This is a genomic window from Bdellovibrionales bacterium (genome assembly GCA_016716765.1).
In the GTDB taxonomy this organism is placed as follows: Bacteria; Bdellovibrionota; Bdellovibrionia; order Bdellovibrionales; family UBA1609; genus JADJVA01.
This window is the reverse complement of sequence record JADJVA010000001.1, coordinates 26,097-43,365: the sequence shown is the minus strand read 5'-3', so window position 1 is coordinate 43,365 and position 17,269 is coordinate 26,097. Positions and strand designations below refer to the sequence as shown.

Annotated in this window: 13 protein-coding genes and 1 pseudogene; 10 read left to right on the top strand and 4 right to left on the bottom strand. The window is 44.6% G+C overall.

What is annotated here, in order from left to right; genetic code table 11:
• The first annotated feature begins 70 nt into the window (after positions 1-70).
• Complete coding sequence (locus IPL83_00225) at positions 71-328, top strand: hypothetical protein (GenBank protein ID MBK9037588.1); 258 nt, start codon at positions 71-73, stop codon at positions 326-328.
• A gap of 391 nt (positions 329-719) precedes the next feature.
• Here the strand turns inward: IPL83_00225 and IPL83_00220 are convergent, their stop codons facing one another.
• The 3 genes from IPL83_00220 to ltrA all read right to left on the bottom strand — a co-directional run bounded on the left by IPL83_00220 (position 720) and on the right by ltrA (position 2,753).
• On the bottom strand, positions 720-1,082 hold the full coding sequence (locus IPL83_00220; GenBank protein ID MBK9037587.1) for a type II toxin-antitoxin system HicB family antitoxin: 363 nt from the start codon (positions 1,080-1,082) through the stop codon (positions 720-722).
• A complete protein-coding gene (locus tag IPL83_00215) occupies positions 1,082-1,300 on the bottom strand; it encodes a type II toxin-antitoxin system HicA family toxin (GenBank protein MBK9037586.1) in 219 nt (72 codons plus the stop codon). The genes IPL83_00220 and IPL83_00215 overlap by 1 nt, the downstream gene beginning before the upstream one ends.
• 97 nt (positions 1,301-1,397) lie before the next feature.
• Positions 1,398-2,753, bottom strand: a complete 1,356-nt coding sequence (gene ltrA, locus IPL83_00210) for a group II intron reverse transcriptase/maturase (GenBank protein MBK9037585.1) — start codon at positions 2,751-2,753, stop codon at positions 1,398-1,400.
• Positions 2,754-3,559: 806 nt separating this feature from the next.
• Between ltrA and IPL83_00205 the strand changes: the two genes are divergently transcribed.
• Positions 3,560-4,993 (top strand): hypothetical protein, encoded by a 1,434-nt coding sequence (locus tag IPL83_00205; GenBank protein ID MBK9037584.1) that lies wholly within the window; start codon positions 3,560-3,562, stop codon positions 4,991-4,993.
• Between the two features lie 248 nt (positions 4,994-5,241).
• On the top strand, positions 5,242-6,030 hold the full coding sequence (locus IPL83_00200) for a hypothetical protein (protein ID MBK9037583.1): 789 nt from the start codon (positions 5,242-5,244) through the stop codon (positions 6,028-6,030).
• A 20-nt stretch (positions 6,031-6,050) separates the two neighbouring features.
• On the opposite strand, the gene IPL83_00195 is transcribed toward IPL83_00200, so the two are convergent.
• Positions 6,051-6,638, bottom strand: a complete 588-nt coding sequence (locus tag IPL83_00195; GenBank protein ID MBK9037582.1) for a hypothetical protein — start codon at positions 6,636-6,638, stop codon at positions 6,051-6,053.
• Positions 6,639-6,731: 93 nt separating this feature from the next.
• Here IPL83_00195 and miaB point away from each other — a divergent pair, with 93 nt between their 5' ends.
• The 7 genes and pseudogenes from miaB to dnaE all read left to right on the top strand — a co-directional run bounded on the left by miaB (position 6,732) and on the right by dnaE (position 17,181).
• Positions 6,732-8,126, top strand: a complete 1,395-nt coding sequence (miaB, locus tag IPL83_00190) for a tRNA (N6-isopentenyl adenosine(37)-C2)-methylthiotransferase MiaB (GenBank protein ID MBK9037581.1) — start codon at positions 6,732-6,734, stop codon at positions 8,124-8,126.
• Entirely contained in the window at positions 8,123-8,635 is a 513-nt protein-coding gene (locus tag IPL83_00185) for a bifunctional nuclease family protein (protein MBK9037580.1), read from the top strand. The genes miaB and IPL83_00185 overlap by 4 nt, the downstream gene beginning before the upstream one ends.
• 11 nt (positions 8,636-8,646) lie before the next feature.
• Positions 8,647-9,180, top strand: a complete 534-nt coding sequence (locus IPL83_00180; GenBank protein MBK9037579.1) for a gamma carbonic anhydrase family protein — start codon at positions 8,647-8,649, stop codon at positions 9,178-9,180.
• A complete protein-coding gene (gene guaB / locus IPL83_00175; protein ID MBK9037578.1) occupies positions 9,173-10,633 on the top strand; it encodes an IMP dehydrogenase in 1,461 nt (486 codons plus the stop codon). The genes IPL83_00180 and guaB overlap by 8 nt, the downstream gene beginning before the upstream one ends.
• A 95-nt stretch (positions 10,634-10,728) precedes the next feature.
• The gene (locus tag IPL83_00170; GenBank protein MBK9037577.1) at positions 10,729-12,090 is read left to right on the top strand and encodes a PEGA domain-containing protein; all 1,362 of its coding nucleotides are present in this window, start codon (positions 10,729-10,731) and stop codon (positions 12,088-12,090) included.
• 87 nt (positions 12,091-12,177) lie between these two features.
• Positions 12,178-13,701: pseudogene (gene guaA / locus IPL83_00165) on the top strand (glutamine-hydrolyzing GMP synthase).
• Positions 13,702-13,707: 6 nt separating this feature from the next.
• Positions 13,708-17,181 carry a DNA polymerase III subunit alpha gene (dnaE, locus tag IPL83_00160; GenBank protein ID MBK9037576.1) on the top strand — a complete coding sequence of 1,158 codons (3,474 nt, stop codon included), beginning with the start codon at positions 13,708-13,710 and terminating at the stop codon, positions 17,179-17,181.
• Positions 17,182-17,269 lie beyond the last annotated feature (88 nt).

Sequence of the window (17,269 nt, the reverse complement as noted above, 5' to 3'; positions counted from 1 at the left end):
TGATTATTTTCCAGAATCTTTCATTCTGTGATCGTGCAAACTCAATCAAGCTTTCAGAGGAACAATCACCATGAGAAATCCCCGACAGGTCGGATTCTTCGATCAGAGTCACCCTATACAAGCAGACATTCGCATCAAAGAAAATCACGAGTTATTGCAACTGACAAAATTGATCCAGTGGCCAAAGATGATCGAAATGGCGATGAACATCAGAGCCTCCAAGGTCAAGGCCCTTGTTAGACCAGAGCCCCACTATCGGGAACTGCTAGGGGACGTGGCCCTGATGTCGGTGAGACAAATCACTTACCGTCAGGCCCTGAAGACCTAATCGCGTGCTATGCACCAGCAAGACGGAACGAGAGCTGAAAAAATTATCGGGCGTGATGGAAAGACTATTGCCGCAGATCCGATATTTTTTGGAGACAGGATTTGTAGCATCTGTCAAAAAAGATCAGGCGAGAGCGGGCCCAGGTAGAAGGGACCTAAATTGGATTCAACAAACCGAATGTGAAATCAACACCGGCAATGGAGATGTCTGGCCATCGCTCGCTCTATAGGCTTCAATCTTTGCAGAGCACTGAGAAAATTAAACGATCAACAGCTTCAGCTGACATAATGCTCGGAGCATTAGTCACGGAAGCTGATGCACGACCCGCTTATCCACATAACCTCATCTGAAAAGATCGAAACTCGAAAAGATTGCGATAAAGATCAGGAAGCTATTTCTCAACAAGCTCTTCAAGTTTATCGACTACAAATTTATTTAGGCTTTTGTAGCCTTCTTCGTGCGACTTGCGAATCAATCGTTGATGGAGCTGAGGATTACTCCTAACGAGGAAATCTCCGCTCGCCTTAATTTTAGCAATGGGTTCGGGAATCCCCTGTTTTTGAGAAATTAAAGCTTCGAGATGTCCCTCAACGGCCTCGTGTGCCATTTCCAAGGCCTCTGACGGCGATTCGCCGTGGGTCATACAACCTGAAAGTTCCGCCACTGATACAACATACGCTTCGTCTTCATCTGAGTAATGAATATTATAAGAATAGTATGGAATCAGTTCTTTTACTTTTTTAGGCAATGCCATTATTCCTCCAATGCTTTTGAGACCTGCTTTATCTGATAGGGCTTTAGATCTTTCGAGTGAGTCGCAAGAGTTAACACTTTACCGTTCTTCAGCCATTGCTCATGTGAACCTTTTTTCCTAGCTAAAATCCATCCAAGTTGACCTAAAAGCGTTCTAATTTCCTGTGCCGAGATTGTCCCATTTTTCAGTTTTGCTAACAGCTTCTCGGTCTTACCCATCGAGTAAACCTACTCCTTCCATCTGGAAGGAGCAAGCTCCTCACAGAACCCGCCGTGCGGATTTCCCGCAACGGGCTCTTCAAAATTTGTTTCGTGTTTATTTAGCATAAGGGCTCCATCCTAAGTTTTTCAGTTTCGTCATTTCAGGTGGCTCGGGCAATGGCTCTCTCGAGAGGAGCCGTTGAAACTCGGGCCAAGTAAATGATTTCTTCTGAGAGCGCCTGTTTAACCACTTAAACAAGGCTCCGATCACTCCGCTATAGAAGAGCTGTAACTTACCCCGATTACAAAAGTATCCGTAGTAGTTGTAATGGCCGCGAAGTTTCGCTGCCACGATCGACCAGATTTCTTTTCGTGATATCCGAGCGCGGTTTAGCTTGATCCACTCGGTGAATTCCTGGATTTTCTTTGTCAGCTTGTCGCGTTGAGTTTTTATAACCAACTTGATTTTGTTCCAACCTTTTCTTTTATTCCAGAAGAAAGTGAAACCAAGGAAACTAAAAATAGTTTCCTCGCCCTTGGCAAAGTTGATGATGGCTGTTTTGTCTTCATTCACACTCAGGTTGTATTCTGCAAGTCTGAGTCTAAGGGCAGCAAGGAAATCTTTTGCTTGTTGCTCTTTGCTAAACATGAAGACCGCATCATCGGCATATCTCACGATCACGGCCTGTTGGCTTGCATAGTTTTCAACAAACCATGTATCCAGGGCGTAGTGTAGAAAGATATTTGATAGGATGGGAGACATGACTGATCCCTGTGGGGTGCCAACTTCAGTGGCGTTGGTCAATCCCTCTTGGTTGAGGATGTCAACTTTGAGAAATCTTGCAATGAGTCCCAAGAGTTTTCGGTCATTAATTCGCTTGCGGAGGATCTTCATCAATTTCTCGTGAGAAACTGTGTTGAAGAAGTTCGCAAGGTCAATTTCGACAACGAAAGGCCTTTTGTCATCTTTGAGGATGTTGAAGTTGGCCTTGATCGCATCGTCAGGGGATTTTCCTGGTCGAAAACCAAAGGAGTTCCTGATAAACAGGGGATCGTAGGCGGAGTCTAGGATTTTTCCTAGTGTCCATTCCACGAGCTTATCCTCGAAGCAGCTAATAGCAATAGGTCTTGTTTTACCGTTGAGTTTGGGGATCAGAATCTCCTTCTTAGCCTGCGGCCGATAGGTGCCGATGTGAAGTCTTGAGACCAAGTCTTCCAGGTTCCTATCGAGATCCTTTGCATATTCTGCTTTACTTATGCCGTCGATTCCTAGTGCTTTGGATCCATCCAAAGCTCGAAATGCCTGACGAAGATTTTCCACGTGAATGTGGCTGAAGAGATTGTTGAAAACAATATCAGGGGTCTTCGCCGATAAACCTATTCGTGCCCAACTGTTCAGCTCCAGCGTGCGAGCTGTTGACCCCATGTATCCAGTTCTGCGACTCGATGGGGAAGAGTGTCCACGATTCAAATTCTGTCGTTCCCTTCGCTCAGTGTGCATTACCACACGTCCTTGCTAAAATGAAACGATCTGACTTCCTCTAGAGGATATCGTGAGGTCTTGATTATATTATCTTGTACACTCACTTTGTTTCCTTTCAGATCCTCTATGGATCTCCTGGGTTCCTCCAGCAAACCTTGACCACATGCCGTGAACTCGGACCCCGGAGGGTTCTTCGGGTTTGATGTCCCCTCAGATGTTGCCTTCGCGCTTGCCTTGCGGCACATTCCATAAAGTCTCGGCACCCTCATTCTTAAGCTGACGAGGCTCAATATCTTCACTTGCGTTACGGCCTATGGTCTCTCTGTCTACGCTTCACTCTGGTCGTTCGGCGGAGGTCCCCGCTTCCTTCCAGCTTGCAAGACTCGATACAGAGCTCCATTCTCTAGGATTACTCTGGTGTGGCTCAGCATAGTCCATTAAACTGTTCACACTGGTTTGCTGCGGCTTAGCGCCCAGCGCACATGAAAATAATGATATCAAATATGATATCTCTATGCAATCGTTTTAAAGGTGTCTCAAGATGAGACGATGAGCCCATCGCTACAGAAGAGTTGAGCTTTGTCTCCTAGTGCCCTATGAATTGGGCCGAAGGTTGCATTAGAATGGTGGGTGACCAAAATTAGCATGTAAAAATCAATACTTATCATTGCGTGTTGTGTCGAAGTCAGGAAAATGGACACCACACACCATGTTGCCATTTGTGGCTTGATTTCTTACGGGTTTCATTCAAATTGATTGTGAGTCTGGGAAGTTATCGATGTTGAGGGGGTCAGATGGGTAAGTTTCCAAAAATATTAGTTTTAGTGTTGACGGTGGGGCTTAGCGCTTCCGGGCGATCTCAGGGGGGCCTTGAGATTTCGGATCAATTTTTCTCCTGGTCACCTAAGGTTTTCAAAATCAAATCTGAGGTAATGAGTGCTTCTTTAGATGAACTAGAAGCTAATAGGGACAGTTCAACTAAAGAGACATTTAGCTCTTACAGCGATTTTAAATCTGATTATATCCGATTCTTTACCAATGGCTATATATCGCACTTAGCAAACAAATTTGAACCGGGGAGTCTTGAAAGTAGTTACAAAAACGACGGAGTTGAGGCTCTTTTTTATCAGATTAAAGGAATTGGAGGCTGGCTGTTAGAAGATGCTTTCAATGGTACATACACGGACAGGGAGATTAAATATGGTTACTGTGAGGCGAACCCAGGCAGCACGGAGTCTATATGCGAAAAAGGAGTTTATACCCCCTTGTATGCTTTGATTGTTCGAAGTATTTCAACAGAGTCATTCATTAAGAATGCGTGTGGCCCTTTTACTGATGTTGTGGTTTGGAGGTTTGGCTGGAACTTGGTTAGTCCAAGCCCCAGAGCTCCAAAAAAAGATGAGTTCCTTCAGTCACTCGATAATGTTTTGGGCGCATTAGACTACCTTAAGAAGAGTGAAACATGGGACGTCTCCGTAGCTTTTATGAAGAAGCTTGACCAATTTTCATTGCCAGGGGATGTCAAACATGCTCTGCGCAAACGTTATTACGATAGGGGGCCAAAGCTCATGGCGAATTTGGCTGACTGTGCTGCAAGGGCGAAGCAAAAGATCACCGATGCAACATCCCATGTAGTGCCAGACCCAGTAGTGGCCGAGAAAATGGATAGCGTTTTTGGTTTTAGAGAGTTTCGGTTGCCATACGATGTGACTGATGTAAAGAACCCATTCATTGACTCCATGATTTCTAGCGATTTTTCAACCAATGAAAACTTGTACCGCCTTTTCAGGCAGTTGCCGGATAGTTATCCGGTAGTTATTGATTTGAACTTTCAGGGAGCACGCTTAGGAGACCACGATGACGAAATAGCAATCAAATCGGGCAATATGCCGCAACTGTTAAAATTTGTAAATCTTATTGATCAGCATTTTCACTATCAGATTTTGACGGATAAGGATGTGAAAAAGGGCATTTACCAATATGGACATAATCCAAGGTATGAGTTTGGTGGCTTGGGGAATCGTTTCTGTGTTTTGAACCAGGAGGAAGAGCTGGTCTCAATCACAGTGGATCCCGATAATGGCAGCGTCTCTTCTAAAAGAGTCAATGCGTGTTCAACCGATAGATACCTCATAGAAAGACGACTAAAGCAATCGATAAGGGGATCTTCCGCAGTTGAACTCTCAGGCGAAGATCAATTAATAAACACACTCGGTTTTGTAGCCTAAACCCGATCAAACCTTTAAAGTTGTGGATGCCGTGCCCAGTTTTGATTGGTGGGAGCGGACATGGTAACTCACTTAGGATTTGAATCCTAAAGAACAATGCATCGTCCTAATGAACTCTGGTTATCGACATTGGATGAGCGGCACCAAAGTATTGCTTTTTCCACGGAGAGCTAAAATGCGGTTCCTCCTTTCGGCTGAAGCCTTTTACCACTTGACGCCCGTATAAAAATAACTCAACTATTATCCCCATGGCTAAAAAAAAGAAAAAGGTTGTAAAGACCCCCAAAAAAGCAGCGGTATCCCCAAAAAAGACTGTCGTAAAAAAGGCATCGGCCAAAAAGGTTCCGGCAAAAAAAGTCGCTAAACCTAAAGTAAAACTGAGGCCGAAAGCAGTATCGACACAAAGAGTCACGGTCAAATTAAAAGATCAAAAAGATCGAGTTCCGAAAGCAAAGACCGACGATAAGATAGCGGCTCACGAGGACGTTTCCTCCAAAGAAAAGAAAACCGATAAAAAGCCTAAGAAGCCCAAACTTGAGACGGGAAGAGACAAAGAAGTCTCTTCGACAGCCAAGAAGGAGGCTCCTGCGGCGCAGGCGTCTGCGGAGGACCTAGGAGACTCTGATGATGGCGGTGATCATGAAATTGAATCAAGGCCGCCTGAAGAGATTGTTCTCACTGATGCTGAGGGACGAAGATATTGCCGACGCAGGGACTGTGACCAGCTTGCAATTGTTGAGAGTTATTGCCGATACCACTATTTGCTTTTTTGGAAGAAGATTCAGCAACGCAAGAAGATTCTGTGTGATGGGAAGCTCATTCATTACATTGAAGAACTGACATCGCGTTATCCAGATAAATATCTCGAGATGATTCGTCGTGACCTGAGGACAGAAAAGGATTTCATGGCCGCGATTCAGGAGCTTGAAATTGACGAATCAGGTGGGGAAGACAGTGATTTTGAAGAGGATAGCAGTATTCTCGACGAAGTCCGTGGGGCCTCTGACACTCATTCACGAGAAGATGACGATTTCTAGATGGAATTTCTAGGGAGTATCTAACTTCGGCTTTTTTTTGCTGTTTTCTTAGTTGTTTTTGTGGGCGGTTTTTCTTCAGGGAAGTCTTCGTCCTCAAGGCCGAGCATCGAGATTTTTAGATCCAACTCTTCTTCAGTCAAGTCCTCATCAATGTCGTCTCCGCGCATGAGATTATCTTCCTCTTTGACCCCTAATAGTCGATCGGCCTCCGACTCCAGTTCCGTATTGGTGGACGAGAATTGCAGGTATATGGGGCGCCCAGAGAAATCAAATTTCTCCCAGGACAGTGGGAATTCCGCAGCTTCTTCTGTGAAATAGGATTCCATCATAGAGGCGGCGCAGTCGACAGCCGCATGGATCATTTTTACCATATTGTCTTTATTTCGATCATATTCGACAGATATTTCGAAGTTGGCCTGACGTAATTCGTTCTTGGCTCGATAGCCTAACCTGAGAAGGACTTCTTTCAGGTAAATCCGACCCTCAACTACAACAACACCTCCGGCTATGTAACTATTGAAATTCTCAGAGAAAAGTTCAGTTATTTGCTGAGCAAGTTCGGCCGGGATAGGAGTCCATTTTGAAGAATATTTTAAACGTGGCTGCACTGGTGTTCCCCTTAGCGATAGATTTGACCTTTTATAAGTCGACGTTTATAAACTTGTCTATACTTCTCAGAATTTAGGCGTTTAGGCCTTAGGATATCACGAGTTTTTGCAGGAATCTCTTACCCGTTGAGGCACCGATTGAAAAATCTGGACTTGGGTCAAAATTTAGATGGAGGGCAGCAGGGCCTCGGGGTTTACATCTCAACCTATGGATGTCAGATGAACGCCAATGACACGGAGAGGATGTATTCATTGCTGGAAATGGCGAATTACACGCCAGTTGGAACCCCTGACCAGGCTTCCTTGATCATTATTAATTCTTGCAGTGTGAGAGAGAAGCCAGTTCACAAAGTTCATTCTGAAGTGGGACGATACAAGAAATTCAAACAGAAAAATCCTCAGGTAAAGATTGGAATCGCCGGATGCGTCGCTCAGCAAGAGAAGGAGCGCATCATGGTGGATATCCCCATGGTGGACTTTGTCATTGGAACTGATTCGATTGATCACTTGCCAAAGATCGTTTCCGACCTTCACCAGCAGAACAAGCTTGTGGTGGCTCGCTTTGACTACGAAAACCCCTATTATATCGAGACCTTGGTGCGAGCTCCTGGGGTGTCGACTTTTGTTAATATCATGAAGGGCTGCGATAATTTTTGCACCTTTTGTGTTGTTCCCTTCACGAGAGGGCGGGAGCGTAGCCGTCCGATGGCCGATATTCGAGGAGATATCGAGAAGTTGGTTCTGCGAGGAGTGAAGGAAGTCACGCTCTTGGGGCAGAATGTGAATTCTTATAAGAGCGAGTGCGGAGCGAATTTTGCAGAACTACTGAGAGTTCTTGCAAGTGATACGAATATAGAGAGAATTCGTTTTGTGACAAGTCATCCCAAGGATTTTGATCTCAACCTCGTTGAACTGATGGACAGGCATCGAGATAAAATATGCGAATATATTCATCTTCCAGTTCAGGCTGGAAATTCAAGAATCCTCGAACGCATGAATCGAGGATACACTCGTGAGGAATACATCGAAAAGGCGCAGATGATTTTAAAGGCAATGCCAGGTTCTGTTCTCTCCACTGATATCATTGTTGGTTTTCCAGGAGAAACAGAAGAACAGTTTCAGGAAACTCTTTCTTTGCTCGAGGAGGTTCCCTTTGAGAGTATTTTTGCTTTCAAATACAGTCCTCGACCGTTTACAAAAGCGGCTCGTTTTACAGATCAAGTCCCGAATGAAATCCAAAGCGAGAGGCTTGATCGATTATTTGCAAAACACAAAGAGATCGCGTTTGATTTGGTAAAGAAATATGAGGGCGAGACTTTGCGAGTTTTGGTTGAGAACTATGACCAGAATTCTGGGCGTTGCGCTGGACGTTCAACACAAAATAAATTAGTGCATTTCAATGGCCGCGAAGACCTGACAAGACAAACTGTATCTGTTTATATAAAAGAAGCCTTTCCTCAGACTCTGCGCGGGGAGCTAAAATCATGAGTGAGAAATTCGAAGTTGATTTGCATTCGGATCAGGATCTAGTTGAAGTTTTTCCCTTTGGTGTCACTCTGGCCGCAGACGAGGTGCGGCCGATTATGCTGTTTAGAGATGCGGACGAAAAGTTAACTCTGCCAGTATGGTTAAGTCCTCTCGATGCCGGAATTAGTCTGTCTCAAGAGTTTCAAAAGACTGTGCCTGCAACTCCTCATCGGCTGACACACAAGTTGCTGAACGAGTTGGGAGTGAATCTGGAGCAATGTCTTTTTGTCGAAATCAAGGGCCACGTTCAAATTGTTGAATTAAAATTTAAAGGAGACGAAAGACTTCAGGGTCTCCGTCATAGGGCTGACGAATGCATTTCATTTTGTCTTTTTTCAAAGGCAAAATTTTTTGTGCCACGTTGGTTTGTTCAGCAAAGTCGGGAGTTAAAGACGAATATTGATAATCTTCAGCAGGGGTTAAATTTGGAGCCAGGAATTGGCCGTAATCAGCACCCCTATATGATGTAGGAGATTTTGATATGGTCATGCTTTCTGTTCGTGGGTTCACGCCTCAAGTTGGCGAAGGTACCTATTTGGCTCCGAACTCTACTTTAGTCGGTGATGTGGTTTTAGGTAAGCAGTGTTCCGTTTGGTTTAATGCCGTGATTCGTGGTGATGTCATGCCTATTCGTATAGGAGATCAATCCAATATTCAGGACGGGTCTATCGTTCACGGAACCTATAACAAGTGCGGAACAACAATCGGTCACAGAGTGACTGTTGGTCATGCGGTGATCCTTCATGGCTGTGAAATAGGAGATGAAGTTTTGATTGGAATGGGTTCTGTCATTATGGATAAGGCAAGAATTCCTTCTCGGTGTATTGTTGCGGCTGGATCCTTAGTGACAGAAGGAGCTTCATTTGATGAGGGTTCCCTCATTTTGGGGCGCCCAGCAAAAGTGGTGAGGCCCCTGAGTATTGAAGAACTCGCTTTTTTAAAAAAGTCCGCCAATAACTATCTTGAGTATATGAAATGGTTCGAGAAAAGCGAAAAAGGAGAGTTTCATGTCTGATTTGATTCCCCAGGCATTCACTTACGATGATGTTTTGTTATTGCCTCAATATTCGGAAGTGACCCCTTCAGAAATCAATACGAGCAGTTTTTTTGCTCGGAATGTCTTTCTTAAAGTTCCGGTTATTGCAGCGGCAATGGACACTGTGACGGAACACAAAACAGCTCGAGTGATGGCCCAAATCGGGGGGCTTGGCATTCTCCATAAAAATATGTCAATTGCAAATCAGGCTCTTGAAGTTGAACGAGTTAAAAAATATGAAAGTGGAATGATCTTGGATCCTATCACGATGCACCCAGAGAATCGAGTTTCAGATGCCATGAAACTGATGCAAAGATATTCGATTTCTGGTGTTCCAATCACGGTGGATGGAAAACTGGTTGGGATCTTGACAAATCGTGATCTGCGATTTGAGACAAATCTTGATCAACCAATTTCGAATATTATGACGAAGGAAAGTCTGGTAACGGCTGAAGTCGGAACAACCTTAGAGCAAGCAAAAGTCATCCTTCACCGCCACCGCATTGAGAAACTACCGGTCGTGGACAATCAAGGAAAGTTGCGAGGTTTGATTACCATTAAAGATATTGAGAAGGCACAGACCTTTCCGCAAGCCACAAAAGATGATCATGGTCGCTTGCTTGTTGGGGCTGCTGTCGGAGTCGATTCAACGAGTCGTGAGCGAGTTGCTGCTTTAGTGCATGCAGGATGTGATGTGATTACGGTGGATACGGCTCATGGACATTCATTAAACGTAATGAAAATGGTCGATTTTGTTTCGCAGGAATTTCCTCATGTTATTTTAGTAGCAGGTAATGTAGTAACAGCAGAAGGGACAACTGATTTAATTAAGCGAGGCGTTGATGTTGTAAAAGTGGGAGTGGGGCCTGGCAGCATTTGCACGACTCGTGTTGTGAGCGGCGTTGGGATGCCCCAAATTTCGGCAATATTTGAGTGCGCTAAGGCTGCAAAAAAGCTGGGTCGGACAATCATCGCTGACGGTGGGATTAAATTTTCGGGAGATGTCACCAAGGCATTGGCAATGGGCGCATCGACCGTCATGGTGGGGAATATGTTGGCTGGTGCAGACGAAAGCCCCGGTGAAACAATATTGTATCAAGGGCGTACTTACAAAGTTTATCGAGGCATGGGCAGTCTCGGTGCCATGAAAGATGGATCTAAAGATCGGTACTTTCAAGAAGATGTCAATGATATGTCAAAACTCGTTCCAGAGGGAATCGAAGGAAAGGTGCCCTATCGGGGCAGCCTGAGTGGGATTATTCATCAACTCATAGGTGGTTTAAGATCGGGAATGGGTTATCTTGGCGCTCAAACAATTGAGGAGCTTCAAAAGAGAGCAAAATTTGTGCGGGTATCTCCTCAAGGGCTTCGTGAGTCTCATGTACACGATGTGAGTATCACGAAAGAAGCACCTAACTATCGGTTAGATTGATCGTGCCCAGGAGACAAAGCTCCCTTTTATTGGTTTTATCCTTGAGTTTTTGTTTTTTTGGTTGTGCGAGCTTAACTCAAAAGAGTCGCCGTCAGGTGGTTGTGGTAAAGTCTCAGCCTCAAGGGGCTGAGGTTCGTTATCAAGGAAAAAAGGTGGGAATGACTCCGCTTCTTCTCACTTTGCCAAGGGGCCGGGATCTTGAACTTGAAGTTCTGCAGTCGGGACACGACAAAAAAACTTTGATATTGCCAACTCAGTACCGGTGGGGTCGAAGTTTTGCCGGAAATTTTGCTTTGCTCACATTGGCTCCAATTGGTTGGGGTGTCGATTTGCTGACAGGATCAGCTTGGGATTTGGTGGACCCTATCGAAATTAATTGGGACAAAAAACTTGAGAGCGAGGAGCGTCTCTCAATTGATCGGATTGCGATTGCTCCCCCGCAAAGCTCAGATGAATTGTTGAGTGACCAAGTGGGACTGACGATAGGGTCGCATGTGAGAAAACGCTATCCAAACGCCGAAGTCTTGCAATATGGAGGAACTCTCGAAACATTTTTAGACTGGGAATATGACTTTGATTCTAAACCCAGTTGGTCGTATAGAACTCAGCTTTTCAAGGAGCTAGGCGTGAGCCATCTTGTGGAGTCAGAGGTTCTTTCGGGCCGATCAAGCCAAGTTGAGATCAGGTCTCAGCTGACGCCATTTACAAAAGAGACACATCAAGAGACCTTTGCTTTGAGTATTGATTCTGAGCAAATACCCTCTTATGCAGACAGGAGTTTGTCAGAAAAGTTGGGCTCATTTGTGAGACTCATTCCAAACACAATTTCAGTTGAATTTGCTTCAGTGACTCCTTCATTTGAAGCGAACGGTTCTGAGTTTATTGGCGTTAGCCAGTATGATTCAGGCGTCTGGGGAGATATCCTTCGTTATTTGGGGGCATTGAATCTTTCCCACTTGGAAAAACAGAGTCAAAGAAAGTTCGGGCAGGCTCAGTTTAAATTCGTGCCTTCAGCCAGTGCAAGTTGGAGTAGAATTAGTTATCCAGAAACCCCAATGCTTCAAGGGATTGAGTTTAAAAGGTTGCATTTTTCCGGCGGATTTGGACCTCAGGTCGGATGGAAATCATCTTACGGCTATGCCTATTTTCAGCTGGTTCCTGCTCTTGGGTACACTGGCATTTCATGGGAGAAATCGGGACAGGTCTCTCAGGATGGTCGAGGAAGTCTCGCCGCTAATATCGAAATTGGTTATTCTTATTTTTTTTCGGATCGATTTGTTGGGAAGTTCTTCGTCCGTCGGGTCGCGGAGGACATTGAACTCTGGCAGAAATCAATGGCTCGAGCTTCAAATGTGGCGCCTTTGAAGCTAGATGGTGTGGGTTATACTTATGGTGGAATTTCTTTTGGGTATCATTTTACAGTTCCAAAATTCTTAGTGGATTCGATTTGGAATTAGTCTGGACCCAGAGAGCTCAATTGGTTAAGGTAATGAACTCTTTGGATCTTTATTTGCGGTTCAACTAGAAAGGCAGGGTGTTTGCGGATGGAAGGTGGATTTCTTATTCTTGATTTTGGTTCACAGTACACTCAGTTGATTGCACGTCGTTTGCGCGAACTGAGTGTGTTTTCAGAACTTCTTCCTTATGATATGGCAATAGAAGAGATCAGACAGCGAAAGCCGAAAGGGATTATTTTGAGTGGGGGACCTTCCTCGGTGAATGATGAGGGCGCGCCTGTGCGTCCAATCAAGGACCTGGCTGAGATAGCTCCAGTTCTGGGTATTTGCTACGGCATGCAGCTGATTGCCCAGCAATACGGGGGTCAGGTTGAAAGTGCCGAAAGACGAGAATATGGACTTAACGTGGTCAAATGGAATAAGTTGATCGCGAAAGTTCCTAAAGAACAAAACGTCTGGATGAGTCACGGGGATATTGTAAACAAAGTTCCCCTGGGTTTTGAAGCGGTGGCCACCAGTGCATTTGATTATCCAGCTGCGGTTGTCAGCCCACGTATCTGGGGTTTTCAGTTTCATCCTGAGGTGAGTCACACTGAACATGGGATGGAGCTACTTAAAGCGTTTGTATTTGATCATTGCGGGGCTCAGCGCGATTGGACGGCTCCCTCTATTGCTCAACGTCTGATAGAGAACCTGAAGACAAGAATTCCAGACGGCGAACATGTGCTTTGTGCTATGAGTGGAGGAGTTGATTCCACCGTCGTTGGAACGCTCTTGACGAAGGCTCTCGGCGCTGACCGTGTGCATTGTGTTTTTGTAGACAATGGATTGTTACGACAGGGCTAATACAATCAGGTCTTGCAGACATACAAGACAATTGGACTAAATGTTGTCGGAGTGGACAGTTCGGCTTTGTTTTTGGATAAGCTAAAGGGAGTCTTCGATCCAGAAAAGAAGCGAAAAATTATTGGCCACACGTTCATTGAGGTTTTTAAGAAGTCTATATCAGAAATTGGTCCTATCGATTGGTTGGCTCAAGGGACCCTTTATCCCGACGTTATCGAGAGTATTTCGCTCCGAGGCACGAGTGTGACGATTAAATCTCACCATAATGTCGGTGGTTTACCAAAGGACTTAAATCTAAAATTAGTCGAACCTCTTCGCGAGCTTTTTAAAGATGAGGTTCGATCTATTGGCTTAGAGTTAGGGATTCCTCGTGATGTTCTATGGAGACATCCATTTCCAGGGCCTGGGCTTGCGATTCGGGTGCTCGATGAAGTGACCGAAAGTAATTTGAATATTTTAAAAGATGTGGACGCAATTTATGTTGAGGAGTTAAAGACCAAAGGTCTCTATGATAAAATCTGGCAAGCATTTTGTGTTCTTTTGCCCGTAAAAACGGTGGGAGTTCAGGGGGATTCTCGAACCTATGAGCGGGTGGTGGCGATTCGGGCGGTCACTTCAACTGATGGGATGACAGCCGACTGGTATTCTTTTCCGACCGAGTTTTTGCGTCAATTGTCTAACAGAATCACCAACGAGGTCAGAGGAGTCAATCGTGTTGTGTATGATGTGACTTCAAAGCCGCCAGGAACGATTGAGTGGGAATAAGGAATTATGTCCTTTGTTCATTTGCATGTTCATTCACAGTATTCGCTTCTTGAGGCAACCGTTCGACTGGATGCTCTTGCGGAACGAGTGCATGAATTGCAAATGCCGGCCGTGGCTCTTACCGACTGCGGAAATATGTTCGGTATTATTGAATTCTATTTCGCTGCAAAGAAAATGGGTATCAAACCGATCTTGGGATTAGAGGTTTATGTCGCCCCTAAGTCGAGGCATCTCAAAGGAGAGGATAGAGAAACCACTCAAATGCCAAATCGTCGACTTGTTCTCCTGGCACAGAACATTGAAGGATACAGGCAGCTTTGTAAGATCAGTACCATTGGTTATCGTGAGGGATTTTATTACAAGCCACGAATCGACTACGAGATTCTCAAACAGCACAATTCGAATCTTCTTTGTTTAACCGGTGGACTCATGGGTGAAATTCCTTGGAGTCTTCAAAACCTAGGAGAAGATAAGGCCTTAGATGCGATTGATAAGCTCAAGGAGTTATTTCCTGAGCGACTCTATCTTGAGATGAATCAAACGGGAGTTGCTGCCTGGGACCGGATCAATGGATTTCTTGTCGAAGCTTCTCGAATAAAAAATGTTCCATTGGTGGCAGCCAACGATGTTCATTATCTCCATCAATCCGATCAGTTGGCACAGGAAACATTGATTTGTATTGGGTCCAACAAAACTCTGATGGACGAAAGTCGCTTCCGACTGGGCTCCGATCAGTTTTATCTCAAGGGACCCAAGCAGATGCGAGATCTGTTTAGAAAGAACCCTGAAGCATGTGATATGACTCTTGAAATAGCGGATCGTTGTTGCCTTGAGTTTTCACTAAAGAATCAAGAGGGGAAACCCATTTATCATTTGCCCACCTATCCGACTGCAGATGGGCGAACGACAAAAAATGAGATGGAGGAGCTCAGTCATAAGGGTTTAGAACAGAGATTTGAGCAAGCGCAGAGGCGCGGTGAAGAGTTCTCTCCAGAAAGGGTGAACACTTATCGAGAGCGGCTCGAATATGAACTCGGTGTTATCGATCGAATGGGATTTAATGGCTATTTTTTGATTGTTCAGGACTTTATTGGATGGGCGAAGAACAATGATATTCCAGTTGGTCCAGGTCGTGGTTCTGGAGCGGGCTCTCTTGTTGCTTACAGTCTTGGGATTACTGATCTTGATCCGATGACTTACAATTTGATCTTCGAGCGATTTCTGAATCCAGAACGGGTCAGTATGCCTGACTTTGACGTCGATTTTTGTCAGGAAAACCGTCAAAGAGTTATTGAATATGTGACCAAGAAATACGGCGAAGACAGTGTCTCCCAAATTATCACCTACGGTAAATTGCAGGCAAGAGCAGCCATTCGTGATGTGGGTCGAGTGATGGGAATGACATTTAGCGAAGTCGACGTGATTGCCAAGTTGATTCCTGAACGTCTTGGAATCAATCTTGGAGATGCCATCAAAGAAGAATCTCGAATTCGTGAGTTAATGGAAACCGATCCTAAAATCAGTAATCTGATGGATCTTGCTCAAAAAATTGAAGGTCTCGTCCGTCACGCAGGCATACACGCTGCGGGAGTTATCATTGCTGATGGAAATATCGTAAATCATGCGCCTCTTTATCGTGGAGTAGAGGGAGAAAATGTCGTCCAGTATGACATGAAGCACTCAGAGAAAATTGGACTTATGAAGTTCGATTTTCTGGGTCTCAAAACTCTCACGCATATCAATGATGCTCTTCGTTTAATAGAGCGCAATCGTGGAAAGAAATATCTTGTGCAGGATATTTCTCTTTCAGATCCTGGCATCTACGAATTGATGTGTAAAGGAGATACCGCAGGGGTTTTTCAATTTGAGGGAGAGGGAATTACAGACCTGATTCGCAAGGCTCAACCTAACTGTTTTGAAGATATTGTCGCTATCAATGCTTTGTACAGACCTGGACCGATGGACATGATTCCTGATTATTTGTCTCGAAAAAAGGGGGAGACTCCAGTCAAATATTTATTTCCTGAGCTTGAGCCGATTTTGAAGGAGACTTATGGGATCATCGTTTATCAGGAACAAGTGCAGCTCGTTGCCTCACGGATAGCAAATTATAGTTTGGGAGAAGCGGATTTGCTTCGTCGAGCAATGGGAAAAAAGATTGCTGAGGAAATGGCAACTCAGAAAGATCGGTTTTTGGCAGGAGCCAAAGAGAACAATCATGATTTGATCAAGGCGGCGGAACTTTTCGACACCATGGCGGAGTTTGCTAAGTATGGCTTTAATAAATCTCACGCTGCCGCCTATTGTGTGGTTTCGGCCTATACAGCCTGGATCAAACACTATTATCCAGTCGAGTTTTTTGCCTCTCTCTTAAGTACAGAGATGAACGACACTGATAAAGTCGTGAAGTACGTGAAGGATGCTCAGCGCCACAAAATTAAGGTTTTGCCTCCTCATATCAATCATTCTGAGTATAAATTTTCAGCTCGTGGCGATGTTATATACTTTTCATTAGGTGCAATTAAAGGGGTTGGTAAAAGTGCTGTAGAGGCGATTCTTGATTCTCTTCATTCTCGAGATGGAAAAGGATTTGAGTCTTTAGAGGAGTTTTTTTCCTCAGTAGATTTAAGAAGGGTCAATAAAAAGACCGTTGAGTGTATGATCAAGGCGGGAGCCTTTGATGGTTTTGGGTCCAATCGAGCGGAGTTAACGGAAAATTATCCCCGTTTCATAGAGCGGGCCGATCAAGCAAAAAGGGATTTGGAAAGAGGGCAAGTCAGTTTATTCGCCTTCGCAGCTGAAGTTCAAGAACAAGAGAAGGTCAGGATTGAGTCTCGTCCTCCATGGAATAGAAGCCAACGGTTAATTTATGAAAAAGAAGTCTTGGGCTTTTATTTGTCGGATCACCCCTTAGCTGGCCTTGAGAGACTAACCAAAAAGTGGGCTTCCGGCACGATCCAAGGAATTGCGGCTTCACCGAACAAGAGTCGAGTGAGTATTTTGGGAATTGTAAATACCTTAAGGGAGATCATTACAAAGAAGGGAACTCGCATGGCTTTTGGGGTTCTCGAAGATCTTACCGGCAGTCTTGAGTTAGTTATTTTTCCGGATTCATTCGGAAAATACGAGACTTCACTTAAATCGGATGTTGCACTTTTGGTATCTGGAACCCTAGAGAAAGACAAAGATCAGTTGAAGATTTTAGTTGATGAGGTAAGGCCCATTCACGATATCTTCGCACGAGCAAAATCATTGGTACTGAGCCTCAATCAAAGGAGTGAGGATAAGCTAGGAGATTTACGTGATCTTTTTCTCAGGCATCCAGGAGATGCGAATCTCTCCTTCGAACTTTTGTTGTCGGATATCTCAAAATCTGTACTTTTGGAGCCGATGGACCCTCGTTCAGTAAAACCCTCACAGGAGCTCATAGAGAGTATGGTCTCTCTATTGGGTGTTGAGAATGCGATCGACCTTCACTGATTGACATTGTCTATTTTTTAAGCGGACGACTGATCAGTTTCTAATACAAAAATAAACCTATTTCTTTGTATCCATCGGAAATCTCATA

Bases quoted from the DNA above. Each gene is read 5' to 3' on its own strand.
- IPL83_00185 (MBK9037580.1), top strand. From the start codon at position 8,123: ATGAGTGAGAAATTCGAAGTTGATTTGCATTCGGATCAGGATCTAGTT.
- IPL83_00180 (MBK9037579.1), top strand. From the start codon at position 8,647: ATGGTCATGCTTTCTGTTCGTGGGTTCACGCCTCAAGTTGGCGAAGGT.
- IPL83_00225 (MBK9037588.1), top strand. From the start codon at position 71: ATGAGAAATCCCCGACAGGTCGGATTCTTCGATCAGAGTCACCCTATA.
- IPL83_00200 (MBK9037583.1), top strand. From the start codon at position 5,242: ATGGCTAAAAAAAAGAAAAAGGTTGTAAAGACCCCCAAAAAAGCAGCG.
- IPL83_00215 (MBK9037586.1), bottom strand. From the start codon at position 1,300: ATGGGTAAGACCGAGAAGCTGTTAGCAAAACTGAAAAATGGGACAATC.
- IPL83_00220 (MBK9037587.1), bottom strand. From the start codon at position 1,082: ATGGCATTGCCTAAAAAAGTAAAAGAACTGATTCCATACTATTCTTAT.
- dnaE (MBK9037576.1), top strand. From the start codon at position 13,708: ATGTCCTTTGTTCATTTGCATGTTCATTCACAGTATTCGCTTCTTGAG.
- IPL83_00205 (MBK9037584.1), top strand. From the start codon at position 3,560: ATGGGTAAGTTTCCAAAAATATTAGTTTTAGTGTTGACGGTGGGGCTT.
- guaB (MBK9037578.1), top strand. From the start codon at position 9,173: ATGTCTGATTTGATTCCCCAGGCATTCACTTACGATGATGTTTTGTTA.